The organism is Corynebacterium riegelii, assembly GCF_016728505.1.
Classification (GTDB): Bacteria; Actinomycetota; Actinomycetes; order Mycobacteriales; family Mycobacteriaceae; genus Corynebacterium; species Corynebacterium riegelii.
Map to the genome: position 1 here is coordinate 1,972,360 of NZ_CP068159.1, position 26,066 is coordinate 1,998,425.

A 26,066-nucleotide genomic window follows, 5' to 3' on the forward strand; every position below is an offset into this window, starting at 1 on the left:
CGAGATTACCTACGCGCGCGACGCTGCGGCCTCGGCGGCGTCACCCCATCAGCCAACCGGCGAGTCCACACCAGGAACGCAGTGTGCGCGTTCATGCGATGCTCCGGGCGAGTTGCCAGCCCCTCAACCTTCCACTCACGCAGCAGCGTTTCCCACGCGCGCGGCTCCGTAAAGCACTTCGCCTCACGGATAGCCTCCATGATGTTCATCAGCTGCGGCACCGTAGCCACATACGTCATGAACACACCACCAGGAATCAGCAAGTTTTTCACAGTGTCAATGAAATGCCACGGTTCCACCATGTCCAGGATCAGGCGATCCACCGGGCCGCCGAGATCATCAACGGTCACCTCGCCGAAATCCCCCAAGCGCGGGGTCCACCACTGCGGCTCAGAGCCGAAGTACTCCGCCACGTTATTGCGGGCAAACTCCAAGTGATCGTCACGGATCTCATAGGAAAACACGCGCCCTTCCGGGCCAACCGCGCGAAGCAACGACATGGTCAAGGCACCCGAGCCTGCGCCAGCCTCCAACACGCGTGCACCCATGAAGATGTCGCCCTCAACCAGGATCTGCGCAGCATCCTTGGGGTAAATCACCGCAGCACCACGCGGCATAGACAGCACATGGTCTACCAACAGGTGACGGAAGCACAGGTAGTCCGCGCCGAGGGTGGACTGCACTACGCTGCCTTCATCAGCGCCGATGATGTCGTTGTGCTCCACAATGCCCTTATGCGAATGGAACTGACCGTCGGGCACAAGCTCAATGGTGAAGTGCCGACGCTTCGCGTCCGTGAGCTGTACCTTATCGCCCGCCTGGAATTTGCCCGAATACATTTATGCCCCTTTGTAGTACGCAGTTAGCGCCGCCTCGAACCAGGCCTGGTCTTGCAAACCAACCAGTTCCCGTGCTGAATGCATGGAGAGCAGCGGCACGCCGACATCTACCGTAGGGATTCCAAGGCGTGTAGAAGAAATCGGCCCGATCGTTGAGCCGCACGGCACAGCATTGTGGCCAACAAACGTCTGCACAGGGACCTCTGCCACAGCACACGCCCGGTGCCAGAGCGCTTCCGTCACCGCATTCGACGCATAGCGCTGATTCGCGTTGATCTTCAGCACAGGGCCGTGATTCATCAGCGGGCGGTGCGTCGGATCGTGCTTTTGCGGGTAGTTGGGGTGCACGGCATGCGCCGCGTCTGCGGAAATCACGGACGATGCCGCGTAAACATCCAGCGGGTCGCCCATATCACCTGCTAACTTGGCCAGGACTCGTTCCAGCAGCGGCCCACCGGCGCCAACCGCGGTGGCCGATCCGATCTCCTCATGATTGAACGAGGCAAACACAAGCACATCCCCATCTGCCGGCGCATCAGCCACTGCAGCCAGGAAGGCACGCGCAGACGCGTGGACGCTGGACAAGTTGTCCAAGCGCCCTGCAGCCAGGAGGTCCCCCATCGCCGCAGGAGCCTGCGTATCTACGGCGATGAGATCGTGCGAAACAATACGCTTCGGGTCAACGCCTGCGGCCTCACCCATAATGTCCACCATCGGAGTATCCACGCACAACACTGGCTGCATGTGGGTCTGGCGGTCTATCTCAGGGGCATCGCTGCGGTAGAGGTGAATAGCCAAGTTGGGAACGCGGGCAATGGGAAGGGTGGTGATGAGGTGAGACGTGGCGTCGTCAAGCACGATGCGCCCTGCAAACGCCAGTTCACGGTCGAACCACGACTGCAACACCGGCCCGCCGTACACCTCAACCGCCAGCTGACGAAAACCCTCGCCGGCAAACTCTGGGTTCGGCTTCAGCCACAACCCGGGGGAATCCGTATGCGACCCGACAATGCGAAAACGCGGGTTAGCACGCTCCGGCACCCACCAGGCAATCACCGAACCATCTTGAACGATGACGTGGCCACCAGGGGTGATCTCTGAATCTTCGGCAAAACCAGCACCAACAAACGCGCTACGAACAACGTCGGCTGCGTGGAACGCACTCGGGCTGGCGGTGATGAACTCTGCAAGGCTACGCATGGTTCCACCCTAGCGCTGCGCTAAGGTTGGCTTCGATGACGCTCGCATTATCTCCGTCGCGCGCAGGCGACTACCAGCAATGCCCTCTGATGTACCGGCTGAAGGCCATCGACAAGATTCCTGAGCCGAAAACCATCCACCAGGTGCGCGGATCCCTCGTGCACGCGGTGTTGGAAGAGATGTTCACCTGGCCACGGGACCAGCGGACGTATCCGGCCGCGGTCAAAGAGCTGCGGCCAGCGTGGGCGAGACTTCAGGAGCTCGAGCCCGCGTGCGCCGAGCCGGTTGAGGACGAAATGCAGCTGCTTATCGACGCCCGCGCGCTCCTCAAAGGCTACTTCCACATGGAAGGCCCAGAGCGCTTCGACCCACACGCACAGGAAATGCGTGTGGAGTCCGTCCTGCCAAACGGCGTGCCGGTGCGCGGATTCATCGACCGAGTCGACATCGCTGATTCAGGCGAAGTGCGGGTGGTGGACTATAAGACCGGCAAAATGCCGCCGCCACGGTTCGCAGACAGCGCGCTGTTTCAGATGCGATTCTATGCGCTGGTGTACTGGCGTCTCTTTAACGTCATCCCAGCGCAGCTGAAGCTGATGTACCTGAAGGTGATGGACTCTATGGTGATCCAGCCTTCGCGTGAGGAGCTGGAGTATTTTGAACGCGATCTTGGCGATCTATGGGCCAATATTGTTGCCGACGGAAAAGAGGGAACGTTTAAGCCGAAAACGTCTAAACTTTGCGGCTGGTGTTCGTTCCAATCACTGTGCCCAGAGTACGGAGGTACGCCGCCACCCTATCCCGGATGGCCCGAAGTTTTTCAATAACAAGCGCTGAATTTTCAATAAGGACCCGTTTCTGTGGATAACTTCTGGGGGTTTGACCAAGTTATCCACAGGCGGCGAAAAACCTATTGACCAGGGGTTGACCGCCGTCTACCTTCCTGGCCATGAATCCTTTTGAACAGTTCTTACACGCACCAACCATTGACATCCTTGAGTGGTTCGACCGCGACCAAGCGATCGCGGCTGGCTACGACAAAGCCAAAGTGAACGAGTGGGCCAAGCTCCAGGAAATCTACTTCGGCCCCACTCAACAGCGACGCCAGCAAGAAAAAGCACGAGACAAGGCCCGACGTTCAAAACTGAATTTGGACCAGCTGGCCATGCTTGAGCGACGGCTGCGCAGCATCAAAGACAAGCGCACGCGAGACAAGATCCGCATCCAGCTGCTCAGCGTCCGCGGCACGTACCGGACGCTTGCCGAACGCGCGAAAGCATTGATCCCTCAGGCGCAGCGTAAGGCGACACCGCGGGTGACGTTTTCAAAGTCCCGTGACAAGCTACGCACCGTCACTTTTACCGCTGACGAGCACGAACTTGCAGATTTGGAGCACGAATGTACCTCAGGGCTTGACCCGACCAAGCCAGCGATGCCGCAGATGGTGAAACGATTACTTGCCGTGTTGCGTGGCGGTGGCGTGGGGCGGGCAGTGCGGCGCCCAATGATTCTGGTGCCACTCGATGAGCACGTGAAGATTCTGGCTGGCCAAGGCGACGAAACGATCCTAGGTCTTAGCGACGGTACCACCATCACCGGCGCCGAATACCTTGCCGCACAGTACGGCAAGGAGCTTGAGGTCGGGCTTTTTCACCCTCAAGAAGGCCCTGTGAACCTCTACCGCACGAAGCGCCTGGCAAACCAAAAGCAGCGGGATCTAGCGCGCCTGGTCATGCCGGTATGTCCGGTGCCGGATTGCCGCCATGGTTCTGAAGCTTGCGAGTTGCACCACATCACCTCCTGGAAGGCAGGTGGTGAGACAAACCTGAGCAACTTGGCGCCACTATGCCGTTATCACAACCGGGTCAATGATGATGACCCGCTGCGCAAAAAGCGAGGTCGCATCGAAAGTATCGACGGGACCCCGACGTGGGTATCTCCGAACGGTCACCCGGTGCCGAACCCGTATCACCCGTTTGGGGCGATGCGGCAGCTGTTCGGCACCGCAGGGACCTAAATCAGATCTAGAACAGGCCGGAGATGACGCCGTTGCCGTCGACGTTGATGTTGTTGGCGGCTGGCACCTTGGGGAGGCCCGGCATGGTCATGACGTCACCAGTCAACGCGACGATGAAGCCTGCACCGGTACGTGGCAACAGGTTGCGTACGTGCAGAGTGTGGCCGGTTGGCGCACCGAGCTGCGAGGGATCGTCGGAGAACGAGTACTGCGTTTTGGAAATGCATACCGGCAGGGTGTCCCAGCCGTTTTCCTTAAGCGTCTGCAAGTCCTTCAGTGCTGCTTGGGAGTACTGGACGTTCTCAGCGCGGTAGACCTCCCGTGCAATGGTTTCGATGGCGTTTTCAATGCCGTCTGCGGGATCGTACAGCGTGGTCGACTGGTTCTCGGTGAGGTTGTCCAGCAGGGTGCGGGCTAGGTCCTCGGCACCTTCGCCACCCTTTTCCCACACCTTAGCGATCTCGAGTGCAATGCCTTTTTCGCGCGCCCAGTTGCGGACGTATTCGCGCTCGGCGTCGGTGTCGGTGACAAAGTCGTTGAGTGCCACTACCGGGGTCACGCCGAACTTGCGGAGGTTTTCCACGTGGCGCTCGAGGTTGACAATGCCAGCTGCGACAGCGTCGAGGTTTTCCTCGGAGAGCTTTTGCTTATCGACGCCCGCGTTGTACTTCATCGACCTAATCGTCACCACAATCACGGCACCGGCAACATCCAACTCACCAGCACGCGCCTTGATGTCGAAGAACTTCTCAGCTCCAAGGTCGGATCCGAAGCCTGCTTCGGTAAGCACGATATCGGCATACGCCTGGGCGGTACGGGTAGCAATAAGCGTGTTGCAGCCGTGTGCGATGTTGGCGAACGGGCCACCGTGGATGAAGGCCGGCGTGCCGCCAAGTGTTTGCACCAGGTTCGGGTTGATCGCTTCCTTCAAAAGTGCGGCCATTGCGCCTTCGGCGTTGAGCTGGCTCACGGTAACCGGCTTCTTGTCGTAAGTCAGGCCGATGGTGATGTTGCCAAGGCGACGCTTCAGGTCGTCCAGGTCAGTCGCCAGGCCAAGGATTGCCATGATTTCGGAGGCTGCGGTGATGGTGAATCCGGTTTCTGTCGGCACGCCATTGCCCGGCCCACCAAGACCCGTGACCACGTTGCGCAGCGAACGATCGTTGACGTCCAAGCAGCGCTGCCAAGTGATCCTGCGCGGGTCAATGCCTAGTTCGTTGCCTTGCTGAATGTGGTTGTCTACTAGCGCTGCGAGCGTGTTATTGGCCGACGTGATGGCGTGGAAGTCACCCGTGAAGTGCAGGTTGATGTTTTCCATCGGCACTACCTGGGAGTAGCCTCCACCAGCAGCCCCGCCCTTAATACCCATCACGGGCCCAAGCGACGGTTCACGCAGCGCCACGATTGCTTTCTTCCCCAATCGCGCCAGCGCGTCCGTAAGACCAATCAGGGTTGTGGACTTACCCTCGCCAGCTGGTGTTGGTGACACGCCGGTGACAAGCACTAGCTTGCCAGGATTGTTTTCCGGCACCTGGGTGATGTCGACCTTCGCCATGTAGCGGCCGTACGGCACCAGCGCGTCGGCCGATACACCTGCGCGATCAGCGATATCAGTAATGGGTTCTAGCGTGTGGGCTTGAGCAATTTCAACATCGGTCCTCATGAACCCCAAGAGTACCGCAGCTTCAGGCTCTAATCTTCGTCAATGTAGAGCTTGCCGCGGTACTCCGGATGCATGAGGTTTTCCTTGCTCAGGACCTTCTTCAGTTCATCTTCGGTCATGAGCTCGTGCTCAAGCACAAGGTCGTAGACGCTCTTGCCGGTTGCGGCGGCCTCGCGCCCGATGACATCGCCCATGTGGTGGCCGATCACCGGGTTCAGGTAGGTGATGATGCCAATGGAACGCGTCACGTAGGCTTCACACACCTCCTTGTTTGCGGTAATGCCCACGACACACTTCTCGCGCAGCGTCTTCGCCGCGTTAGACAGTAGGTTGATCGACTCAAACAGCGACTGCGCAATCACCGGCTCCATCACGTTGAGCTGCAGCTGGCCAGCTTCCGCCGCCATGGAGACAGTGACGTCATTACCAAACACCTTGAAGCAGACCTGGTTGACAACCTCCGGGATAACGGGGTTGACCTTTGCCGGCATAATCGACGAGCCCGCCTGACGCTCCGGCAAGTTGATCTCGTTCAACCCTGCACGCGGGCCAGACGACAGGAGACGCAAATCGTTGCAAATTTTCGACAGTTTCATCGCAGCGCGCTTGAGCGCGGAGTGCATCATGACGTAGCCGCCGGTGTCAGAGGTGGCCTCGATAAGATCCGGGGAAGCCTGAATATCCAGCCCGGTCACCTCACGCAGCGCGGAGACCACCTGGTCGCGGTACCCCGTCGGAGTGTTAATTCCGGTGCCAATCGCGGTGGCGCCAAGATTGACCTCCAAAAGCGAATCCGCAGCACTGTTGATGGTGCGCTGCTCCTCTGCAAGATTGGCGCCGAAAGCGGTGAATTCTTGGCCAAGGGTCATCGGCACAGCGTCTTGAAGCTGGGTGCGGCCCATCTTGATAATGTCCGCAAACTCGTCGCCCTTTGCGCGCAGTGCCTTCTGTAGCTCATCAAGCTCCGCCATCAATCCTTGTACAGCGTAGAACACTCCGAGGCGGAAGCCCGTTGGATATGCGTCGTTGGTGGACTGCGACATATTGACGTCATCGTTAGGGTTGATCACGTCATAGGCGCCCTTCGGCTCGCCCAACAGCTCCAGGGCAACGTTGGCTACGACCTCATTAGTGTTCATGTTCACCGACGTGCCAGCACCACCCTGAAACACGTCAGAGGGGAACTGATCCATGCAGTAGCCCTCGTTGAGGATCTTGTCGCACGCAGCGACAATTGCCTCAGACTTTTTCTTTGGCAGGGTGTGCAGGCGGCGGTTCGCAATCGCCGTCGCCTTCTTCACCTCAACCATGCCGCGGATGAACTCCGGGAACTGATTAATGGTGGTGCCGGAGATCTGGAAGTTGTCCACAGCACGCAGTGTGTGGATGCCGTAGAACTTATCGTTGGGAACGTCGAGGCGACCAAGCAGGTCTTCTTCAGTGCGAGTGCTCATAGCCTCCCACTATAGCCACGCGATAAAGACTGGTTACAGGCGTGCGATCCGCAGCTCGGTAGCCAGAACACCCTGGGCGCCAAGCGCGGAGAGTTCATCCATCACCCGGTTTGCGGCAGACTTCTCAACCATTGCGCGAACCGCTACCCAATCGTCACGATGCAGTGGGGACACCGTCGGTCCGGTAATACCCGGTGTCAACGCCAACGCCTGCTCCAAGTCTGCCCTAGCTACGTTGTAGTCAATCATCAAGTAGTTGTGTGCGGTCAGGATGCCGGTGATGCGGCCGAGGACGCGGCGGTGGGCGTCGTTAAGCTGCATGCCCTCACGCTTGACCACAACGGCACAGCTGGTCATGATCGGCTCACCAAACGGGGCCAATCCTTGCTGACGCAACGTCGCACCGGTCGAGACCACGTCCGCAATCACATCCGCCACCCCCAGCTTGATGGAAATCTCCACCGCCCCATCGAGGCGGATCACTGAACCAGGCGTAATCCCCTTCTCAGCCAAGTAATCCTCAACCAGGTGCGGGTACGACGTGGCAATGCGCTTGCCCTCCAACGCCTCAACAGTCCACGACTCGCCCTGCGGCGCCGCAAAACGGAACGTTGACGCACCAAACCCAAGGTCTAAAACCTCCTCGACAGACGCACGTGAATCCGCAGCCAAATCACGGCCAGTGATCCCCAAATCAAGGTGACCTTGCGCGACATAGATCGCGATATCCTTCGGACGCAGGAAGAAAAACTCCACGTCATTGGGTTCATCGACCACGTTCAAGGCTTTGGTAATGCCTCGGCCTTTGTAGCCTGCTTCCTTCAGTACCTGGACGGCGTGCTCGGACAGTGACCCTTTGTTGGGCACAGCGATGCGGATCATGGTGTTCCTTAAAAAGCGTTAGAGGTACTTGTAAATATCGTCTGGAGTCAGGCCGCGCTCCAGCATCATCACCTGCGTCCAGTAGATCAGCTGGCTCATCTCCTCAGCCAGCTCGGCATCAGACTGGTATTCGGCGGCGATCCATACCTCGCCGGCTTCCTCGATGATCTTCTTCCCAATGAAATGGGCGCCCTTGTCCAACGCTTCCACGGTGGCGGAGCCAGCGGGACGCTCGGCGGCTTTGGCGGTGAGTTCAGCAAAAAGATCGTCGAAGTGTTTCACGGTGGGTAATGCTAGCCCACCATGGCGTGTGCGCGTGCGAACCAGTCCGCAATATCGTCCGCCTTTGCGCCAACAAAGTCCGTTGGATCAAACTTCAACACACCCTCAGGCACCGTTTCGGCAAGCCCCAGCACCGCGCATCCGGCGGCGGCCGCAGCACTCATGCCGGTCCACGAGTCCTCGAACACGAGGCAATCTCTGGGCGCCGCACCAGCGCGACGGGCTGCTTCGACGTACATGTCGGGGGCGGGTTTTGCCTGAGCAACGTCCTCGCCGCTAAGGATGTCTACAAAGTAGTGCGCGCCAATGCCCGCGATGCACGGATCTGCCAGCACGTGCGGCGTGTTAGTGGCTACGTACATAGGCACCCCGCGCTCACGCAGCGCCGCCAGCACGTCGCCGACGCCTGGGTTGAGCGCCACGCCTTCGCCCATCAGTTGCGCCATGCGGGTGTGCATGATGGTGCGGAGGTGGTTCACGCGAGCGTCGTCAAGCTGATAGCCCGTGTAGCGCGACAGGATGCCCACGGTGTTTTCAAACGAACCGCCGACGGTGTCCTCACGCACCTCCGGCGGGATGCGGCGGCCCATGTACTCAGACAGTTCGTAGGTGGCGATGCCCCACAGCGGCTCCGTGTCCACCAGGGTGCCGTCCATGTCCCAAAACACCGCAGCAGGCAGGCTACTCAAGTTCAGGCAACTCCCCTAGCGCCTCATCGGTGGCACCTGTCGCGGCGGCCGCGCGCAACACGAGTGCCTCGATGTCTGCCTTCTCCTCCGGCTCCAGCACCGCGTCGGCGTGCTTGGCGTTGAACTCGGCCAAGTTTGCGTAAAACGGCGCGACAACCTTGACAAGCGTTTCCTCGGATGGGTCCTCACCGCACTGGTCGAGCGCGTCCAGAAACATCTCCAGGATGTGCTTCAGATCGGGCAATACTGCGGGGTCGAAGGGCTCGTCCCAAAGATCCTTGTCCTCATCTGCCAGGTAGGAGCCGGATGCAAAAGTGGTCAGATCTGCGATGAACTCGTCGACGTCTGCCTGAAACTGCTCACGAATCGTGGTCATGGCTGCAATCTTTCCTTAGTGCCCTGAGATCTGCACACCGAGCAGCCCGTCGATGGCGGCTGCCAGCATGCCGTCGGCGTCGCCAGTTGCCTCATCGATGATTGCCAGGGCAGCCGGCGTGTCCAGGTCGTTTGCCAGGGCATTCCTTAGCTTATCGACGCCCACGCGCACCTCCCCCACGTCACCCTCATTCGCCAACGCCTCACGCCACCTTGCCAAACGAGCCTCAGCCGCATCGAGGACCTCATACGTGAAGTCGCGGTCCGCGCGGTAGTGACCGTCGAACACGGCGAGGCGAATCGCCGAAGGGTCGTATCCCGCCTCGGTGAGCTTGTGCACAAACACGAGGTTGCCCAAGGATTTGCTCATCTTCACCCCGTCCAACGCAATCATGCCGCTGTGGACGTAGTGGCCCGCCATACGCTGTGTGTTGTGGGCGGCCTCGGCGTGAGCGGCGGAAAACTCGTGGTGGGGAAACGCCAAGTCACTGCCTCCACCCTGGATGGCAAACGTTGCGCCAAGGCGGTTCGTAGCAATCGCCGAGCACTCCACGTGCCAGCCTGGACGACCTAGGCCAAACGGCGACTCCCAGGCAGGCTCGCCTTCCCTGTGGCCACGCCATAGCAGGGCATCCAACGGATCGCGCTTGCCTTCGCGCTGCGGGTCGCCACCGCGCTCGGCGAAAAACTTAAGCATGGTCGCGCGGTCCAGGTTGGACTCATAACCAAACTGGGCTGTGGCATCGATAGGCGCGTAGATATCACCGTGGTCCAGCTTGTACGCGGCCCCGGCATCCAACAGACGTTGAATCATCACGACGATTTCATCAACCGCCTCCATCGCCCCGATGTAGTCTCGCGGCGGGATGACGGACAACGTCTCCATGTCGCTGCGGAACAGATCAATCTGGCTGGTGCCAAGCTCGCGCCAGTCCACTCCGTCGCGGGCGGCGCGCTCGAACAGCGGGTCGTCTACGTCGGTGATGTTTTGGACGTAGTGCACCTTGTGTCCATTCGCCAGCAGCTGGCGGTACACCAGGTCAAACGTGAGATACGTCGCAGCGTGCCCTAGGTGGGTCGAGTCATAGGGGGTGATGCCGCAGACGTACATGCCTACTTCTTCACCGCTGGTGTCTACGGGTTTGATGCGTTGATCAGCGGTGTCGTACATCGACAACGGGACGGCGGTCCCAGGGACGGCAGAAACAGAGGGCACGGGCCAAGATTGCATACCGGCCACCCTACCCGGCTTGCATCACCCCAGTTGCAAGCAAGATCATCACGAGGATGCCCAGCGGGATCCGGTACGCCGCAAACCAAGCGAAGGAATGGTGGGAGACAAACTTCAGAAGCCACGCAATGGAGACGTAGCCCAGCACAAACCCGATGCCGGTACCAACGAGTAGTTGCATGCCGGTGGCGGCTTGGCCGGCTTGGGGCGCGAAAGCGTCGGGAAGCGAGAAAAGCCCCGACGCCAGCACTGCCGGGATGGCGAGCAGGAAGGAGAAACGGGTGGCTACCTCGCGGTCAAGGTTCAGCAGCAAGCCGCCGGAGATGGTGCCGCCGGAGCGCGACACGCCCGGGATGAGTGCGAGGCACTGCCATAGGCCCATGACAATGGCGTCGCGCATGGTGAGCTCTTCAAAGCCGCGCTTTTTCGTGCCAATCCGCTCCGCCACAATAAATACCAGCGAAAACAGGATAAGCACGGTGGCGGTGATCCACAGGTTGCGGAAGTTTTCACGGATCAAGTCTTTAAGCAGCAGCCCGGCCACGCCGACTGGGATGGTGCCCACGATGACCATCCAGCCCATCCGATAATCCAGCCCGCGCTTGTACGGGTTGAACAGGCCGGCAAACCAAGCGGTGAGGATGCGCCAGATGTCTTTGGCAAAAAAGACCAGCACGGCAGCTTCGGTGCCTAGCTGGATGACGGCGGTGAAGCTGGCACCGGCATCTTGGCCCCAAAATAGTTGGGAAACAATGCGCAAATGCCCCGATGATGACACCGGGAGGAACTCGGTGAGTCCCTGCACGATGGACAAAACGACGACTTGGAGCCAGCTCATGGTTTCGTTCACGCGTTGCAACACTACTCTGGGAAGCTATGAAACCCTTGCCCACACGCGTGGCGTCGGCGACTGTGCTGGCTGCTGCGCTTTCACTTGCCGCTTGTACGTCCCCGACTGAAGTTGCTGATGATTTGGCGCAGAACATGGGAAGCGCCTCCCCCGTTGCGTCGCCGCCGACGACAGACCCGGACGGGGAGGTAATCGCGTTTGCCCCGGTGCGTGACTTGGATACCACTGGTGATCTGGTTGCGGTTCGTACCGATGATGCTGTGCATGTGGGCACTGTTGAGCAGCTGCGTAACAACACTGCCGTGACCTACCCCACCGACGCCTCCTGCGGCGAGGTCAGCGCAAACGCCGGGACGTTCGCGTTGGCTTGCGGCAGTCAGGTACGCCTGTTTGACGCGAGCGGTGAGACCACCTTGGAAGTGGAAGAGCCTGCGACCGCCGCAGTGGTCACCTCTAGTGGTGAGGTGGTAACCGCGAGCGATGCGCAACGCAAGGTGTGGGTGTACCGCGACGGTAAAAAGGTGGACACGATCTCCGTAGCGCGTGAAACCGACCAGCTGATCGCTATGCAGTTGCCTGATCAGGATGATGCGGTGGTGCGTATCAATCGCTTCGATACCACGATTCAAGACGTCGATTGGTCCGGCGGCAGGCAGGGCGGCACGCTGCGCGTGGGCCTTGGCGTGGGCAAGATTGACGGAACGGATGGTGTGGTGCTCGCGGCTGACGCGACCGGCTCGCAGCTCTTTGTCTACAACACCATGGACATCATTCGTCTGCACCAGACGGCGCCTGTGGCGCAAGGCCCGTGGGATGTGACGTGGGATGCGGCGAACAAGCTCGCTTGGATCACGTCCACTGCTGACAACACCGCCACCGGCTACGACCTGTCCGGTGGTGTGCCAGCGCAAAAGGCGCAGGTAGCGACAGTTGCGGATCCGCAGAGCATCATTTCGCTTGACGACGCCACGTTGATCATCGCCTCCGCCACCGGCGACGGCATCCAAATCGTGAAAGAAACACTGTAAAGGATCCATGATGACGCTTTATGACACCGCGCTGAAACTCATGTTCCGCATCCCCCCTGAGCGCATCCACGGCATCATCTCCGGTGCGCTCGGTGTGCTCAATACGGTCACGCCGCTCAACCGCGGGATGGAAAAGGTCGTGCGCGTGCACAGCCCGCGTCTTGAGCAGGAACTTTTCGGGGTTCGTTTCCCCTCGCCGCTGGGCCTGTCAGCGGGATTTGATAAAAACGCCACCGCGTTGGATGCCTGGGGCGCGGTCGGATTCGGCTACGCGGAGGTTGGCACGGTCACCCCGCAACCGCAGCCTGGCAACGACACCCCGCGTCTGTTCCGCCTGCCTGCGGACAAAGCCATTTTGAACCGTATGGGCTTTAACAATGACGGTGCCCTGAAGGTTGCTAGCCGCCTGCGCAAGCGCAAATCGAACGATGTCGTAGGCATCAACATTGGCAAGAACAAGGCCGCTGCCGACGCCGTCGCCGACTACCGCGCAGGCGCCACATTGCTCGGGCCTCTGGCAGACTTCGTGGTGGTCAACGTCTCCTCTCCCAACACCCCTGGGTTGCGTGACCTACAGGCTGTGGAGGAACTGCGTCCAATCCTGGGCGCTGTCAAGGACTCCACCGATACGCCGGTGTTGGTCAAGATTGCCCCCGATCTTTCAGACGAGGATATCGACGCTGTAGCGGACCTGGCCGTCGAGCTCGGCCTGGCTGGCATCGTGGCCACTAACACCACCATCTCTCGCGAGGGCCTGAAAACCCCCGCCGACGAGGTTGCGGCGATGGGCGCCGGCGGCATTTCCGGTGCTCCGCTGACCGCACGCTCCTTGGAGGTGCTTCAGCGGCTGCACGCTCGCGTCGGCGACAAGCTCGTGCTCGTCAGCTCCGGCGGCATCATGGATGCACAAGAAGCGTGGAAGCGAATCACTGCGGGTGCAAGCCTGCTGCAGGGATACACCCCGTTCATCTACGGAGGGCTGGGGTGGGTTCGTGGGGTGCACGTGGGCGTCGACAAGCAGCTGAAGCTCCACGGCCTGAGCAACATCAGCCAGGCCGTAGGTAGCGGGCTTACCTGGAAAAACGACGCAGAATAAGCGCACACACCAGCGCCCCACCGCCCCACAATGCAAGTGAGGTGGTGGGCACAATGGTCAGCGCCTGGTTGGGCACCACCATGCCCACAGCGATCAGCGCAACCGCAACCCCCAACGCAACGAGCTGCTTCCGCGAGCCGCCCGTTGCGGTGTTGGTCGTTGCAAATGCGCCGAAAATCAACGACGCCACACACGTCAACACAAAACGCAGCGTGAGCGCATACGTTTGATCCCCGCGCATGAACGCGAGAAACGCGAAAATGAACAAGACAACCGCCAGCGCCATAAAGGCGCCGCCGGCGCGCAACTGAATTGGAACCATTGCGCAGAGGTTACTTGTTCTCGTACCAACCCCACGTTAAGGCACGGCCAAGCGTGTGGAAGTAAAGGTTGAAACCAAGCTGCGTCGGGTTAGCAATGCTGTCCGCATCAAGCTCCGTATCCACAGCGTGCACCACAAACAGGTAACGGTGCGGGCCGTGGCCGGCGGGCGGGTTTGCGCCGTAGTAGCCCTTCACCTCGGCATCACCAGTCAAAACGACAGCGCCGACGCCCATGCCGTCCTCGGCACCCGCGCCGGCGGGCAACTCCGTGACGTCGGCCGGGATGTTAAACGCCGACCAGTGCCAGAACCCAGAAGCAGTCGGCGCATCCGGGTCGAAGCAGGTCACAGCAAATGTCTTCGTGCCCTCAGGCACGTTCGACCAAGCAAGGTGCGGGCTGGTGGCGTTATCGCCGGCTAGGTGATCCGGGAGGCGCTCACCATCCACGACGTCGTTGGACGAGATGTCAAACGACGGTACCTCCTTCAGCGGCGCGTACGGGTCAGGGCCAGGGAAACGATCAGAAACATATGAAGCAGTCATGGCCCCATTAGTACCTGAGGGTTAGTGACCTCCGCCACTCCACGCTGCAAATAGTTGCGCATATCTCCCCCGTTGGGTCAATAGCTCGGCGTGGGTGCCGTCCTCAATAATCTGCCCTGCGTCCATAACCAGAATGCGGTCAGCGGCCGCAGCCTGATCCAGGCGGTGCGCCACTACCAGTGCCGTAGTCCCCTTGGTAATTGCCGCGGCGGCAGCCTCCAAAGCGTTAGTGTCATCACTTCCGGCCTCTGCTGTGGCTTCATCCAAGATCAGCACCTTCGGCGACGCAAGTGCAACACGCGCCAACGCCACCTGCTGGGCCGTCTCCGGCGGCAGGTCCTCAGCGCCAGCACCAACCGGGGTGTCCAGGCCTTGCGGGAATACGCGCGCAAACTGGGCGCTTTCGGGATCCAAACCTGCGCGGCGGAGCGCATCCAACAGATCTGCATCTGAAGCGTCCTCATCAGCCATGGCCAAGTCTTGACGCAATGTACCGGCAAAGATGTGGACGTCTTGGGTCATGAGCGTCACGTTCTTAGCTGTCCACAGGTCGCTGACCTGAGTCGTGTCCACCTCACCCACGCGGATGCGGCCCGCGGTCGGCTCCACAAGGCCCGCAATCAGCGCAGCCAGTGTCGACTTGCCCGCACCTGAAGTGCCCACCAGCGCAGTCGTCGTACCAGCGGCCAACGTGACGCTAAGATTCTCCAACACGTTCGCTCCACCCGGGTAGGCAAACGAGACGTTATCCACCTCAACATCTACCGGTGCGTTCAAGTCCTCAGGCAGTGCGGATGCCTCACGGCCATCTGCCAACGTTGCCAAACTCACCGCACGCCCGACAGAGGTCGCCGCGCTTTGCAGCTCTCCGACGAAAAACAGGGCATTGAACACCACCGCCTCTGCGCGGACTACCAAAAACACCGCAGCACTTGCCTGACCGGGGCTAATCGACCCATGAGCAACCAACCACGCACCCACCCCGAGCGTCAGCAACAGCCACGCGGCGAACACAAACTGCCCCAACCCCATAAGACGGATAAACCAGGGCGCGCGATCCATCGTCGCCTCTACCGCACCCCACGAAGCCTTGCGCATCCGCCCAAGCGCCCAGTTCTGCAGTCCAAACGCGCGCAGCGTAGGCAGACCACGGACCGTATCAAGCAGCGCCGCGTTCCGTTTCGCCTCAGCAACACTCACCGCATTCGACGCCGCCGGGATGCTCCGAATGATTTCACGGGCAAACGGGTAGGCGCAGAGGATGAGGGTGATGAGGATGAGGGCGAGGCGGACGTCGATAAGCAAAAGTCCAATGAACGAAATTGGGAACACAAACACCGTCGTCAACACGCGCGAACCGATAGCCGTGATAATCCGCACAACCTCGTCAATGTCTTTAGTCATGCGGGTAATCACGTTGCCGGTGCCCAACTCCATCACCCGTGGGACCGGCGTGCGAAGCACCGCGTCCAAACATCGCCGGCGCAAATCCACCGACGCCCGTGCAACCTTTGAGCCAACGATGTAGAAGCTCAACATCCGCAACGCCACGTCGACCAACATGCATGCCATGGCAAGGGCAATGGTCACCACAAACGCGCGCGTACCAGTGCCGAGAATCGGCACCGGCGTGCCAGTCAGCGGATCAACACTTCGGCCAAAAAGATTCGCCTGCAGCGCATAGGCTGAGACGATCAACACCTGGACGCTGAGCAGTACCACCCACCAACGCCTATTCAACGCGTTCGGAAGCTGCGACAGGTAAGCAAAGGTCTCTCGAACTGTCGCAGGGGCAACGGCATCAGTGCGCTCATACTCTCGCTGCATTTACTTCACCTCCAACGCTTGGCCAGCCGCACCCCACGTGGTGTTGCCGGTGATGACAACAGTGGTTGCGCCGCCACGTAGCGCCTTGACTGCCTCGACCACGTTGGCTTGGGTGACGGAATCGAGGCCGGTCGTTGGGTCATCGAGGATCAGCACTTCCGGGTTCGCAGCCAAAGCGCGGGCAAGGGCGACGCGTTGGCGTTGGCCGCCGGAGAGGTTCAGGCCGGCCTCACCAAGCGGTGCAGTTGGCAGCTCGCCGTCAGGTCCGACACCGCCGAGGCGTCGCAAAATGTCCTGGCAATGCGCCGCTGCAAGCGCCTCTTTGACCGCCGTGTCTGAAAACTCGCCGCGTGGATTGACGTTGTCTTCAATCGTGCCTTCGAAGATGTTGACGGTGTGCGGCGGGAACAAGACGTCGTCGCGCTGGGCCCACAATGAGGTCAACTCGTAAGACTCCTGGTCAGGCGGTAGCACCCAGAGTCCAGGGCCCGGCACCTCGGCGGCAACACCAGCATCGGGCGCAGCCAACGCCTCACCCGCGCTATACAGCTCAGATACGCGCTGACCACTGGCTACCGCGCGACCCCATCCGCTAGCCAAGTCACCGAACGCGAAGCCTGCCATGTTTAACGCCGGCGGCACCAAAAGCGCAACGGAAGCCATCTGACCCGGGGTAATCTCAGCGCGCAGCGTCAAACGAGCAGCAACGAAAATGATCAAAGCGTTACACACCCACGCAACTGCCTGGCGAGCAAAGCTCAACCACGCATCAGCCACCAAAAACTGCAGGTTCAGCCCGCGCGCCGTTTGCGTAGAGGTGGCAAAACGGCCGGTGACCGCCGTGGCAGCGCCCAGGCCTTTCACAGCACGAATCCCCTGCGCAACGTCGGTTGCAAGACCCGCAACGTCAGCCTCCGCAGCGCGTCGCTTGAGCGAAATGCGGGTGATGGGGCGCGAGGTCCACGCCGAAAATAGCGCGATGACAACAATGGAGACAGGCACAGCCAGCGCAACCCACGGTGAGACGCTCCACATCGCCACCACGGCACCCGTGGAGTAACCAAGCGCCATGAGCGGAAACGATAGGGACTCGCGGTAGTTCGCAATCGTGCTGGAGTCGGCGTCGATGGTGTTGAGCACCGTGCCAGGACTCATCGATCCCGCCCCGTTGCGCATCACCCCCAACGTCAAGTGTTGTTGCGCCAGGTGACGAACGCGTCCCACGGACGCTGCGGAAAGGCCGTCGCCCGTTGCCTCTCCAAGAAACTGCACAAAAAAGATTGCGATAAGCACTCCAAACAGCCACCAGGCGTTGAAGTCGGTATCGCCCAGGAGGCCGTCCACAATCTTGCCCACTACAACGGGTACGAACGCCCCAACACCGGACCCGATGAGGTAGCTCAAAACATGCAACGCCAATACGCGCGGGTAGGCAAACACCATGTCGCCAACCACGCGACGGCCTGCGGTCCACGAGCTGGGCGTGAGATGTTGGGCGTCGTCCGCTGGTGGCACTGGTGGGACAAACCAGCGGTACGTCATCATTCTTCTAGGTGGTGGTAGCACGCGGGAGAATTTAGCAGATATAGCCCGTTGCGCTGGCGATTTGGCGGGCGCGGCGGGCCGACCTATAGTTATGCGAGTGCCTGGCCGAAAGGCCGAAACACCCAAAGCCCGGGTGGCGGAATGGCAGACGCGCTAGCTTGAGGTGCTAGTGTCCTATTAACGGACGTGGGGGTTCAAGTCCCCCTCCGGGCACAACCATCACCCTGCACATGTTGCGGGGTGTTTTTCGTCTGGGAGGTTGTGTGAAACGTCGCCAACTACTCCTTATTGCGGCACTGGTCGTGTTTGTGTTGGGCTGGTTGCTTTTCGACGCCCCAACGCCCTCCACCCTCCGCTCCTGGGCTGATTCCACGGGAGCATGGTTCCCGGTGATCTTTTGGCTGCTATATGTCGGCATCACGCTGTTTCCGATTCCGCGCACCATCCTGACGGTATCTTCCGGCCTGCTGTTTGGCCCCGCGCTGGGCATTGTGATCGCGATTAGTGCCACCACGGTTGCTGCCGTGATTACGCTGCTGGTTGTGCGGTATACGCTTCGAGATTTCGTAGCACCTCGGTTGACCCATCCCTCGGTGGAACGCATTAACGCCCGACTGGAATCCCGCGGATGGCTGGCGGTGGCAAGTCTTCGCATGGTGGCGTTTGTGCCGTTCAGCATTATGAACTACGCCTGCGCGTTGACCCGTGTTCGGGTTGTACCGTTTGCGGTGGCCACGTTTGTCGGCTCCCTGCCTGGGACAATTGTCACGGTTCTGCTTGGAGACACGCTCAGCGGACACGCAAGCCCCACCGTCATCGCTCTGACCGTTGCGCTTACCGTCGTGGGGCTTGTTGGCCTGCTTCTCGACGCCAACCTCCCCCAACCCACCCGTCAAGCCCCCAAGGTAGACCGCTAAGTCATTAACGCTAGGATTGCTGGCGTGATTGGCGTACATGCAAGGTATCGGGGCCGCGAGCGGCGGCGCGGCGAATACGTCTCCCGCTCGGCCGAGGCACTGTCCTCGCTGCCGGGGGTGGCGGAGTTTGAGGTGGTGGGCGTTGAGGATATTCGCGCGGACGTCGATACGCCTGAGCACGCGCTGAACCTGGTGATGGCCCTGCTTTCGGACGGTGACTGGGCCATCGGCCTCGGCATCACCTCGCATGGGCGCGGCGTGCATGCTGCTTCGGAGGCAGTAGGCACGCGCCCGGCGCAGGTGAAAGTAGGCGTAGACACCCGTAACCCAGGCACCAACGCGGAAGACATCGCCGCAGCTTTCGCGCTTGTCGGCCACGTGCTGCAAAAACGCACCATTGAGGGCCGGGAGGCCACTGCCCTGGTGCGCCGCGGGATGAACCAAAACGAAGCGGCCCGGGAGCTGGGCATCTCCAAACAGGCGATGAGTCAGCGTCTCCAGGCCGCGGGGTGGCAAGCGGAACAGGCGGGGTGGCGCCTAGCGCTCAACCTAATTATTCGGGCTGAGGAAGGTCGCTAGGCCGCTCGATTTCCAGCGGGTTAGCAATCGGCGTCTCAGGCGCACGGTGCTGCGTCGGATCCGGCTCGTCGACGTGCTTGTTCGCAACCGCACGCGCCTCCGCCAGTGCGCGGGCCAGCTCCGGGTCAGTGGAGGTATCAAACCACTGATCCGTATCCCCCTCCGACGCCAGGTCCTTGGTGTCCTGGTCAACGCGCTGTGCCTCGTAGCGGAACACGCCGTCATCGTCCTTGTTGGCAAAGGCCTTCGCAAACTGCTCCAGAGAGTTGCCAAACTGGGACGGGATCATCCACATCGTCGCCGCATCATTATTGGCAATCTTTGGCAAGTTCTCCAGGTACTGGTAGGCCAGCAGCTCAGGGGTCACGCCGGAAGACTTAATCGCCGCGTTGACCTTTTGAATTGCGCGGGCCTCACCCTGCGCCTCAAGGTACTTCGCCGCGCGCTCACCCTCAGCGCGCAGGATCATCGCCTGGCGCTCGGCTTCCGCGTTCAGGATGGCGGCGTGCTTCTCGCCCTCCGCGGACAGGATGCGTGCCTGCTTCTCACCCTCCGCTGTCTTGATGTCAGACTCGCGCTTACCTTCAGCAGTCAGAATCATGGCGCGCTTTTCACGGTCCGCCTTCATCTGCATCTCCATGGACTGCTGGATGGACGGTGGCGGATCAATCGCCTTCAGCTCCACACGGCTAATACGCAGACCCCATTTGGCGGTTGCCGCGTCCAGCTCGCCGCGCAGGCGGCGGTTGATGGTCTCACGCGACGTCAGGGTCTCCTCCAGCGTCATGCCGCCAACAACGTCACGCAGCGTAGCCACAGAAATCTGCTCTACGCCGACCAGGTAGTTGTCAACGCCATAGATCGCCTTAGCGGGATCATTGATCTGGAACGTCACCACCGTGTCAATTGCCACGGTCAGGTTATCCTGCGTGATCACCGCCTGCGGTGGAAACGAGACCACGCGCTCACGCGTATCAACGCGCGCACGAATACGGTCAATGTAGGGCACCAGAAGCGTCAACCCACCAGAGACGGTGCGCGTGTAGCGGCCTAAACGCTCAACTACGGCGGCTTCGCCTTGCGGGATCATCTTCACGGATGCAAAAAGCAGCGACACCACAAGTATAAGGATGACGCCAAAAAGAAAAAGGCCTGGCATGCTCTAGTCCTTCCAGACGACCGCGACTGGGCCATCAATTGCAGAGACAGTTACTACGTCACCCACCGTGTAGGTCTCCCCTGGGTCGAGGGCGCGGGCGGACCAGATGCTGCCGTCGAAACGCACCTGTCCTCCCACTGGGGTGATGTCTTCAACAACCTCGGCACGTGAGCCAACGAGTGCACGAGGTGATTCGTCGTACGTCTTCGGCGATTCCAAACGACGCCGCAAGTACGGGCGCAGGAAGAACCAAAAGGCGGCGGACGATGCGGCAAAGATGGCAACTTCAGCAGCAGGCGGGATGCCGATCAGCGAGAAGCCCGCTGTTGTCAGCGCACCGGCGGCGATCATGAGCAGGGTCATTTCGCCAACGAATACTTCAAGGATGGCAAGCACCGCGGCTGCCGCAAACCATATCAATGGACCCATGGCGGCCATGCTACATATCTGTTTTGCTCAGCTCAGGATTAGTCACGAAATCCACGAGCCGTTCAACCGCCCCGATCAGGGTGTAGTCCAGGTCACGGAAGGTGTTGACCGAGGAGTAAACGCGGTGCCAGCCTTCCTTCGGGTCAGACCAGCCGAGGCGTTGGCAGGTGCCGGTTTTCCAGTCTTCGCCGTAGGGGACGTCGGGCCAGGCAGCAATGCCGACACTGGCAGGTTTCACTGCCGCCCAGATGTCAATGTAGGGGTGTCCGGTAACAAGCACGTGAGGCCCGACGTCCTCGACCAGGCGCGATTCCTTGGTGCCTTCGATCAGGTGGTCTGCCAGCACGCCGATGCGCCGGCCAGGCCCCGGCTGAAACTCGGCGAGCCTCTCTGGCAGGTTGTCGAGGCCTTCGAGGTACTCCACCACGACGCCTTCGACGCGTAGGTCGTGGCCCCATACTTTCTCTACGATTGCGGCATCGTGAATACCTTCGACCCAGATGCGGCTGGGCTGGGCCACCTTTGCCTGCACGTTGGCCACTTTGCGGGAGCCGGAGTTGGATCGCGCCGGGGCGTCGTCACGCTTGGGCACGTACCTGGTCAGCGTCACGCGTTGCCCTTCTACCATGAAGGCGCCTGGCAGCATTTTGAAGAGTCGTTGGGTGCCGTAGCGGTCTTCAAGCCGGACGAAGTCGCCGTCGTAGGTGCGTTCAAACCCGACGACGGCGCCGACGAAATCATTGCCAACGATCTCCACGATGATGCCGGGTTCGGCCGGCACCGACGGGTAGGTTGGGCGCTTGCTGCGCGCATGCCCGCTAAAAATGTCTCCGCTGTAGCGACTGTCTCCCATAGTGTGTCCGTATTCTATCGGTCTGGCTAGACTGGCCGGAATGCACACGCGCGCTCAGGTTTATTCTCCGTTGCAAAACACTGCCGTCTGGTTGGCGGCGTGGCTGTATGGCGTTGAGTCAACGGATGAGACGCTTGATGCGTTGCGTGATTTGGGTGGTCGGCACAGTTTCGGTGGGGCGCCTGTTGGGCAGTTGCTTGCCGACGTCCGCACGCACTCCAACCTCACCTCCCCCGATCCCGTCGTACGCCTTGTGTTGTGGGGCCCTGGTCAGGCGGCGCGACTTCGGGCTGGCTCGCCCGCAATGGAGGCGCTTACACAGGCCGGCGCGATCGTGCTGCGGGGTGTGGACGCGCAGCACATCTTGGTACCGGAATATCAGACAAGCGAGGTGCACTGGCGGTGGTTTGTGGAGCAGGATCCGTTGCCGGAGCCTGAGTGGCTGTCTCCCGGGGAGGCGGACCAGTTGTTGTCGCGGGCGACAGACGAGGCCGCAGTGTTGATTGAGGCCGCCGGCGGCACCAGGCAGGATCTTCCAAATCCGCGTCTGACGGTGGGCACACTTGCGGATTTCTACGACACCCCGGGGCTTCCCGTGGGGGTCACGCCGCGTGCAGCGAAGCTATTTGCGCGTGCCGACCGAGTGGCGGCAACCATTGAGACGGTGACCGACCGTCTGGGCGACCATTCATTTGACCCGCAACTCTTTGCCTTGTGGCGCCACGTGCGTAGCGCCCGCATGGCGGGGGTTGCGGATGCGGTTATTGATTATCGTCGTGCCTGGACCTGACGTGGGTGGGGCCAGCGTGTGGGGGTCGCACTGGCGCGCAACAGTCCACCTTGCAGGGCTCGCCATTGACCGTGCATCCCAACGTGTCAACGCTAGACAAGGTTTGCGGCTTGACATCGGTGGCGACTGCCTCGACTAAATCCACAATCATCGATGCAAACGCCGGCTCCAGACCAACGGTGCCGACGCGCTCGAAGCTGACACCAATCTCGTCACACGCCTGTTTAAGCTCCGTGTCTAGGTCCCAGACCACCTCCATGTGGTCAGTAATAAACCCGATTGGGACGCAGATGAGGTGTTGCAGTTTGCCTTCGCCATGCAGTTCGCGGGTCCGGTCAACAACGTCAGGCTCAAGCCACGGGGTTGCGGGGTTGCCGGAGCGAGACTGCCACACCACTTCGTAGTCGCTCACGCCTGCCTCCGCGGCTACGAGGCGCGCTGCTTCAGCGACTTGGCGCGAGTACAGGTGTGGGTCTTCGGCGCCTCCGGCGGCGGCGTCGGCGGCCGTCGGTACGCTGTGTGCGGTAAACAGCACGGTCGCACCTTCGGGGGCGCGTTCAACAGCGGCACGCAGCTTATCTGCGATCAGCTGCACAAACACAGGGTGGCCGTAGAACTGCCACAGCTTGGTGTAGTTGACCTCCGGGGTGACTTCACGGAGACGCTGGATGTCTTCGTCGTATTGGCGGCAGGCGGAGTAGCCGCCCCAGGCACTGGTGGCGAAGACGAGGGGGTTGCGGTGGCCGTCGGCAAGCATCTGCTCCGCAGTTTCAGCGGCAAAGGGATACCAGTTGCGGTTGCCCAAATAGACCGGCAGGTCGATGCCGCGGGCAGTAAGCTCCGCCTCAATGTTTGCGATGAGCTCGCGATTCTGCGCGTTAATTGGGCTGACACCACCGAAGTGAAAGTAGTGCTCGCCGACCTTTGCCAGGCGCTCGCGCGGGATGCCACGCCCGCGCGTTACGTTCTCCAGAAATGGAATAACCTCGTCTTCCCCTTCGGGACCACCGAAAGACAAGACGAGGAGTGCATCGTAGTCATGAAAGGCCATGGGTAATCAGCGTACCCGTAGGCGTTAGAGCAGTCGCACAGCCTTCGGGGACATGTTTGCCCAACGCACCGGGACTACGGATACGTTTTGGCCGGCTTGGGGGGCTTCGATCATGGTGCCGTCGCCAAGGTAGATGGCCACGTGCTGGGAGCCGCCCGGGCCCCAGAACAACAGGTCGCCGCGCTGTGCCTGGCTGGGATCGATCTGGGTGCCGCGCTGGTACTGGTACCCGGTGTAGTGCGGCAGGGAGACACCAGCGCCGGCGAAGGCGTAAAGCACTAGGCCGGAGCAGTCGAAGCCCTTAACGCTGCCGCCGTTGACGCCGGTGGTTGGGCCGTTGGCGTCGCCGCCGCCCCACACGTACGGCGTGCCCACGACGGACATGGCGCGAGCGATTGCGGTTTCCACGGAGCCGGAGTTAGCTGGCGCGACGGCCTGCTGGATTTCCTCGGTGATGGATTCAGCGGTTTCAACGGCCGGCAGGAGCTCGGACAGGGAGTCAGAGACGCTCTGGCCGGCAGTGTCGGAGACGCCCAGGCCGGTCTGCAGGCCGCCGGCGAAGGCAGAGACGATGTCCAAAAGGTCAGACGAGGAGCTCATGGCAGTGCCGCCTGCATACGGGTCGGCGAAGGTTGCGTGCGGGGTTTGCGTCGAACCCACTAGCGCTGCAGAGGCTGCGATGTTGGAGGCTTCCTCGACTGCGTTGTCCGGGGAAGCGATCTGGGCGGCAGCAACGGCTTGTGCGATGACCTCGGGTTCTGGGGCCGGTGCCTCCGGGGCGATCTCGGCCACGCGCTCGGTGACTTCGTCCACGATCTCCTGGTCAACCTCAGGTGCCTCATACGTCGGGGCTTCCTGCTTTTCGACGCCCGGACGCACCTCACCCAACTGTCCCTCAGCCGCGTCAAGCGCAGCCTGGGCCTCGGCGAGTGCGGTGTTGCGCTCGTTGAGTGCCTGGGCATTGTCTTCAAGCAGCTGTCGTGCATTGGTTTCGGCATTGGCAGCATCGTCGGCGGCGGTTTCCGCCAGCTGGGCAGCTTCGCGTGCCACGGAGGCTTCATTTGCGGCCTCGGCGCGAGCGCGCTCAACCGCCTCGAGAGCGTCCTGCTTCTCTTTGGAGCGCTGCTTCAGGAACTGGGAGCGCTCAAGTACCTCGCGCTGGCCACTTCCGGAGCTCAAGGAGTTCAGCACGCTGGACTGGCCTGCGCCGCGGTACTGCGAGCGGGTGATGTTGCTTAGTTCCTCGCGTGCCTTTGCCACCGCCTCTTCGGAAGCTTTCAGGCGCTCGTCCGCGTTTTCGGCGCCGCGGCGCGCCTGTTCGGCGCGAGCCTGGGCATCGCGCAGATCAACCAAGGCGCGGTTCACGCTCTCCTGGAGATCCCCAAGGCCGAGGGTAAGTTCATCCACGTTCGCTTGGGCGCGCGCGACAGCGGCGACAAGCTCCGCGGTGGATTCGGTTGCGCGCGCGGGATGTGCTGCACTGGCGAATGTCAATGCAGCGGTGACTGCCACTGCGGCGCTCGCCTTCAAAAATGGGTTGCCCACGAAGGTGCTCCTCACACCGCGCGCCAAAGCCCACGGGCTGACTAGGCCCGGACGTGACAAGCGTTAAGCCTTGACGTGCGGTCACTTCAAAGTTGACTACTGATGCAGGCGCGCAGACCGAAGGCAGACGAAACCAACCCCCAAACAACGTGAAGACTACGTAGCGTGCTTCCCCACATGCCCGTATCTGTCAGCGGTAGCGGCTTGACTAGAGCACACCACCGCAGTGTTGCTATTGGGTAACGGTTTGACAACCTTCGGCTCACGAGCCGACAGCAGAACCATACGTCACGAGATCAACTTGTTTAACATTCTTTACCAACCGCAACAGCAGTCAAGGCTTTTGGCGTGACTAGGCGGCGCGGCTAGCTGGCCGTTTAGACACGCCGAGAGATAGTGTGAGTTTTGTCACATACGTGACGTGCCCAACGGTTTGACGGCTCGCCAGGAGGCGACAATCACAACAGTGGTAACAACAACAATGGCGAGAAAGATGGGGAGCCACGCGGGTTGGGTTTGCGTGGACGTCGATAAGAATGCCCTGAGGCCGTCCCCATAGTCAGGCTGCGCGACCATCGCTCGCTCCCCTTGTTCCACCTGGGCGCGCGTCAGCGAGTTACTCACTGCAATAGCAACGTCAGGAGTGCGGACAATAACGGTGTCAATGCCCGTCTCATTGGCCAGGTCCTGTGCCAAGTCCCGAACATCCGGGATATGGGGTGGCGTGTGTTCCAAAATGACGAGCCCGTGATTCTCAGGTAACGCATTCGCGACATGGTTTTCAAGGTCCTCGTTGGCCACTTGGAGGGCGATATTGTCCTCGCGGAGCTGGTGCACGAGGGAGGAAACATCGATGTCAGCGCTATGCATAGAGAAATAATCTACGCCAAAAACCAAAA

27 protein-coding genes and 1 tRNA gene are annotated in these 26,066 nt (G+C 60.8%); 8 read left to right on the plus strand and 20 right to left on the minus strand.

The genetic code is table 11. The features are described 5' to 3' along the window. Positions 1–5: 5 nt before the first annotated feature. Both I6I71_RS09305 and I6I71_RS09310 read right to left on the minus strand, forming a co-directional pair. Positions 6–839, minus strand: a complete 834-nt coding sequence (locus tag I6I71_RS09305) for a tRNA (adenine-N1)-methyltransferase (RefSeq protein ID WP_052204288.1) — start codon at positions 837–839, stop codon at positions 6–8. Then, complete coding sequence (locus I6I71_RS09310) at positions 840–2,039, minus strand: M18 family aminopeptidase (RefSeq protein WP_201820609.1); 1,200 nt, start codon at positions 2,037–2,039, stop codon at positions 840–842. Between the two features lie 35 nt (positions 2,040–2,074). Between I6I71_RS09310 and I6I71_RS09315 the strand changes: the two genes are divergently transcribed. Beyond that, positions 2,075–2,866, plus strand: a complete 792-nt coding sequence (locus I6I71_RS09315; protein WP_052204285.1) for a RecB family exonuclease — start codon at positions 2,075–2,077, stop codon at positions 2,864–2,866. A 122-nt stretch (positions 2,867–2,988) separates the two neighbouring features. After that, entirely contained in the window at positions 2,989–4,056 is a 1,068-nt protein-coding gene (locus tag I6I71_RS09320) for an HNH endonuclease signature motif containing protein (RefSeq protein WP_201820611.1), read from the plus strand. A gap of 7 nt (positions 4,057–4,063) precedes the next feature. On the opposite strand, the gene I6I71_RS09325 is transcribed toward I6I71_RS09320, so the two are convergent. The 8 genes from I6I71_RS09325 to I6I71_RS09360 are packed head-to-tail and all read right to left on the minus strand — an operon-like array spanning position 4,064 to position 11,470. After that, entirely contained in the window at positions 4,064–5,719 is a 1,656-nt protein-coding gene (locus tag I6I71_RS09325; RefSeq protein ID WP_201820613.1) for a formate--tetrahydrofolate ligase, read from the minus strand. A gap of 29 nt (positions 5,720–5,748) precedes the next feature. Continuing rightward, positions 5,749–7,173 carry an aspartate ammonia-lyase gene (gene aspA, locus I6I71_RS09330; RefSeq protein WP_052204279.1) on the minus strand — a complete coding sequence of 475 codons (1,425 nt, stop codon included), beginning with the start codon at positions 7,171–7,173 and terminating at the stop codon, positions 5,749–5,751. 33 nt (positions 7,174–7,206) lie between these two features. Continuing rightward, positions 7,207–8,055, minus strand: a complete 849-nt coding sequence (gene hisG / locus I6I71_RS09335; RefSeq protein WP_070494948.1) for an ATP phosphoribosyltransferase — start codon at positions 8,053–8,055, stop codon at positions 7,207–7,209. Positions 8,056–8,073: 18 nt separating this feature from the next. Continuing rightward, entirely contained in the window at positions 8,074–8,337 is a 264-nt protein-coding gene (locus I6I71_RS09340) for a phosphoribosyl-ATP diphosphatase (protein WP_052204275.1), read from the minus strand. 11 nt (positions 8,338–8,348) lie between these two features. Continuing rightward, a complete protein-coding gene (locus tag I6I71_RS09345) occupies positions 8,349–9,026 on the minus strand; it encodes an HAD family hydrolase (protein WP_330910975.1) in 678 nt (225 codons plus the stop codon). After that, positions 9,019–9,402 carry a hypothetical protein gene (locus I6I71_RS09350; RefSeq protein WP_201820621.1) on the minus strand — a complete coding sequence of 128 codons (384 nt, stop codon included), beginning with the start codon at positions 9,400–9,402 and terminating at the stop codon, positions 9,019–9,021. The genes I6I71_RS09345 and I6I71_RS09350 overlap by 8 nt, the downstream gene beginning before the upstream one ends. Positions 9,403–9,417: 15 nt before the next feature. Continuing rightward, positions 9,418–10,632: a cysteine--1-D-myo-inosityl 2-amino-2-deoxy-alpha-D-glucopyranoside ligase gene (gene mshC / locus I6I71_RS09355; RefSeq protein WP_201820627.1), complete on the minus strand. Its 1,215-nt coding sequence runs from the start codon at positions 10,630–10,632 to the stop codon at positions 9,418–9,420. A gap of 10 nt (positions 10,633–10,642) precedes the next feature. Then, entirely contained in the window at positions 10,643–11,470 is an 828-nt protein-coding gene (locus I6I71_RS09360; RefSeq protein ID WP_201823633.1) for an undecaprenyl-diphosphate phosphatase, read from the minus strand. A 38-nt stretch (positions 11,471–11,508) separates the two neighbouring features. Here I6I71_RS09360 and I6I71_RS09365 point away from each other — a divergent pair, with 38 nt between their 5' ends. Continuing rightward, positions 11,509–12,510 carry a hypothetical protein gene (locus tag I6I71_RS09365; RefSeq protein ID WP_201820628.1) on the plus strand — a complete coding sequence of 334 codons (1,002 nt, stop codon included), beginning with the start codon at positions 11,509–11,511 and terminating at the stop codon, positions 12,508–12,510. 10 nt (positions 12,511–12,520) lie between these two features. After that, the gene (locus I6I71_RS09370) at positions 12,521–13,606 is read left to right on the plus strand and encodes a quinone-dependent dihydroorotate dehydrogenase (protein ID WP_201823636.1); all 1,086 of its coding nucleotides are present in this window, start codon (positions 12,521–12,523) and stop codon (positions 13,604–13,606) included. Here I6I71_RS09370 and I6I71_RS09375 read toward each other — a convergent pair. Genes I6I71_RS09375 through I6I71_RS09390 form a run of 4 tightly spaced genes read right to left on the minus strand, consistent with a single transcriptional unit; the run spans position 13,581 to position 17,844 of the window. After that, positions 13,581–13,928, minus strand: a complete 348-nt coding sequence (locus tag I6I71_RS09375; RefSeq protein ID WP_052204267.1) for a hypothetical protein — start codon at positions 13,926–13,928, stop codon at positions 13,581–13,583. The genes I6I71_RS09370 and I6I71_RS09375 overlap by 26 nt on opposite strands. 10 nt (positions 13,929–13,938) lie before the next feature. Further along, on the minus strand, positions 13,939–14,472 hold the full coding sequence (locus I6I71_RS09380) for a YbhB/YbcL family Raf kinase inhibitor-like protein (protein ID WP_052204265.1): 534 nt from the start codon (positions 14,470–14,472) through the stop codon (positions 13,939–13,941). A 21-nt stretch (positions 14,473–14,493) separates the two neighbouring features. Beyond that, entirely contained in the window at positions 14,494–16,299 is a 1,806-nt protein-coding gene (locus tag I6I71_RS09385) for an ABC transporter ATP-binding protein (protein WP_201820629.1), read from the minus strand. Then, positions 16,300–17,844: an ABC transporter transmembrane domain-containing protein gene (locus tag I6I71_RS09390; RefSeq protein WP_201820630.1), complete on the minus strand. Its 1,545-nt coding sequence runs from the start codon at positions 17,842–17,844 to the stop codon at positions 16,300–16,302. It abuts the gene before it with no gap. 127 nt (positions 17,845–17,971) lie between these two features. Between I6I71_RS09390 and I6I71_RS09395 the strand changes: the two genes are divergently transcribed. The 3 genes from I6I71_RS09395 to I6I71_RS09405 all read left to right on the plus strand — a co-directional run bounded on the left by I6I71_RS09395 (position 17,972) and on the right by I6I71_RS09405 (position 19,340). Then, positions 17,972–18,057: transfer RNA gene (locus tag I6I71_RS09395), tRNA-Leu, on the plus strand. Positions 18,058–18,107: 50 nt separating this feature from the next. After that, a complete protein-coding gene (locus tag I6I71_RS09400; RefSeq protein ID WP_236587297.1) occupies positions 18,108–18,761 on the plus strand; it encodes a TVP38/TMEM64 family protein in 654 nt (217 codons plus the stop codon). A 24-nt stretch (positions 18,762–18,785) separates the two neighbouring features. Next, on the plus strand, positions 18,786–19,340 hold the full coding sequence (locus I6I71_RS09405) for a DNA-binding protein (protein ID WP_052204254.1): 555 nt from the start codon (positions 18,786–18,788) through the stop codon (positions 19,338–19,340). Here the strand turns inward: I6I71_RS09405 and I6I71_RS09410 are convergent. From I6I71_RS09410 to I6I71_RS09420, 3 genes are read right to left on the minus strand one after another with little or no spacing between them, the layout of a single operon-like run. Next, on the minus strand, positions 19,315–20,499 hold the full coding sequence (locus I6I71_RS09410) for an SPFH domain-containing protein (protein WP_052204252.1): 1,185 nt from the start codon (positions 20,497–20,499) through the stop codon (positions 19,315–19,317). The genes I6I71_RS09405 and I6I71_RS09410 overlap by 26 nt on opposite strands. 3 nt (positions 20,500–20,502) lie before the next feature. Then, positions 20,503–20,928 carry an NfeD family protein gene (locus tag I6I71_RS09415; protein ID WP_201820633.1) on the minus strand — a complete coding sequence of 142 codons (426 nt, stop codon included), beginning with the start codon at positions 20,926–20,928 and terminating at the stop codon, positions 20,503–20,505. Positions 20,929–20,938: 10 nt separating this feature from the next. Further along, entirely contained in the window at positions 20,939–21,781 is an 843-nt protein-coding gene (locus I6I71_RS09420) for a DUF3097 domain-containing protein (RefSeq protein ID WP_201820635.1), read from the minus strand. Between the two features lie 40 nt (positions 21,782–21,821). On the opposite strand from I6I71_RS09420, the gene I6I71_RS09425 reads away from it, so the two are divergent. Next, positions 21,822–22,571: a hypothetical protein gene (locus I6I71_RS09425; protein WP_070494939.1), complete on the plus strand. Its 750-nt coding sequence runs from the start codon at positions 21,822–21,824 to the stop codon at positions 22,569–22,571. On the opposite strand, the gene I6I71_RS09430 is transcribed toward I6I71_RS09425, so the two are convergent. From I6I71_RS09430 to I6I71_RS09440, 3 genes are all read right to left on the minus strand, one after another. Further along, a complete protein-coding gene (locus I6I71_RS09430) occupies positions 22,543–23,622 on the minus strand; it encodes a ferrochelatase (RefSeq protein WP_201820637.1) in 1,080 nt (359 codons plus the stop codon). The genes I6I71_RS09425 and I6I71_RS09430 overlap by 29 nt on opposite strands. A 24-nt stretch (positions 23,623–23,646) precedes the next feature. Continuing rightward, a complete protein-coding gene (locus I6I71_RS09435) occupies positions 23,647–25,167 on the minus strand; it encodes an NlpC/P60 family protein (protein WP_236587298.1) in 1,521 nt (506 codons plus the stop codon). Between the two features lie 408 nt (positions 25,168–25,575). Further along, the gene (locus I6I71_RS09440; RefSeq protein ID WP_052204242.1) at positions 25,576–26,037 is read right to left on the minus strand and encodes an Rv1476 family membrane protein; all 462 of its coding nucleotides are present in this window, start codon (positions 26,035–26,037) and stop codon (positions 25,576–25,578) included. Positions 26,038–26,066 lie beyond the last annotated feature (29 nt).

Bases quoted from the DNA above. Each gene is read 5' to 3' on its own strand.
- I6I71_RS09390 (WP_201820630.1), bottom strand. From the start codon at position 17,844: ATGATGACGTACCGCTGGTTTGTCCCACCAGTGCCACCAGCGGACGAC.
- I6I71_RS09370 (WP_201823636.1), top strand. From the start codon at position 12,521: ATGACGCTTTATGACACCGCGCTGAAACTCATGTTCCGCATCCCCCCT.
- I6I71_RS09315 (WP_052204285.1), top strand. From the start codon at position 2,075: ATGACGCTCGCATTATCTCCGTCGCGCGCAGGCGACTACCAGCAATGC.
- I6I71_RS09385 (WP_201820629.1), bottom strand. From the start codon at position 16,299: ATGCAGCGAGAGTATGAGCGCACTGATGCCGTTGCCCCTGCGACAGTT.
- I6I71_RS09320 (WP_201820611.1), top strand. From the start codon at position 2,989: ATGAATCCTTTTGAACAGTTCTTACACGCACCAACCATTGACATCCTT.
- I6I71_RS09440 (WP_052204242.1), bottom strand. From the start codon at position 26,037: ATGCATAGCGCTGACATCGATGTTTCCTCCCTCGTGCACCAGCTCCGC.
- I6I71_RS09325 (WP_201820613.1), bottom strand. From the start codon at position 5,719: ATGAGGACCGATGTTGAAATTGCTCAAGCCCACACGCTAGAACCCATT.
- I6I71_RS09350 (WP_201820621.1), bottom strand. From the start codon at position 9,402: ATGACCACGATTCGTGAGCAGTTTCAGGCAGACGTCGACGAGTTCATC.
- I6I71_RS09430 (WP_201820637.1), bottom strand. From the start codon at position 23,622: ATGGCCTTTCATGACTACGATGCACTCCTCGTCTTGTCTTTCGGTGGT.
- I6I71_RS09305 (WP_052204288.1), bottom strand. From the start codon at position 839: ATGTATTCGGGCAAATTCCAGGCGGGCGATAAGGTACAGCTCACGGAC.
- I6I71_RS09375 (WP_052204267.1), bottom strand. From the start codon at position 13,928: ATGGTTCCAATTCAGTTGCGCGCCGGCGGCGCCTTTATGGCGCTGGCG.
- I6I71_RS09310 (WP_201820609.1), bottom strand. From the start codon at position 2,039: ATGCGTAGCCTTGCAGAGTTCATCACCGCCAGCCCGAGTGCGTTCCAC.
- I6I71_RS09360 (WP_201823633.1), bottom strand. From the start codon at position 11,470: ATGAGCTGGCTCCAAGTCGTCGTTTTGTCCATCGTGCAGGGACTCACC.
- hisG (WP_070494948.1), bottom strand. From the start codon at position 8,055: ATGATCCGCATCGCTGTGCCCAACAAAGGGTCACTGTCCGAGCACGCC.
- I6I71_RS09410 (WP_052204252.1), bottom strand. From the start codon at position 20,499: ATGCCAGGCCTTTTTCTTTTTGGCGTCATCCTTATACTTGTGGTGTCG.
- aspA (WP_052204279.1), bottom strand. From the start codon at position 7,173: ATGAGCACTCGCACTGAAGAAGACCTGCTTGGTCGCCTCGACGTTCCC.
- I6I71_RS09415 (WP_201820633.1), bottom strand. From the start codon at position 20,928: ATGGGTCCATTGATATGGTTTGCGGCAGCCGCGGTGCTTGCCATCCTT.
- mshC (WP_201820627.1), bottom strand. From the start codon at position 10,632: ATGCAATCTTGGCCCGTGCCCTCTGTTTCTGCCGTCCCTGGGACCGCC.
- I6I71_RS09380 (WP_052204265.1), bottom strand. From the start codon at position 14,472: ATGACTGCTTCATATGTTTCTGATCGTTTCCCTGGCCCTGACCCGTAC.
- I6I71_RS09420 (WP_201820635.1), bottom strand. From the start codon at position 21,781: ATGGGAGACAGTCGCTACAGCGGAGACATTTTTAGCGGGCATGCGCGC.
- I6I71_RS09425 (WP_070494939.1), top strand. From the start codon at position 21,822: ATGCACACGCGCGCTCAGGTTTATTCTCCGTTGCAAAACACTGCCGTC.
- I6I71_RS09365 (WP_201820628.1), top strand. From the start codon at position 11,509: ATGAAACCCTTGCCCACACGCGTGGCGTCGGCGACTGTGCTGGCTGCT.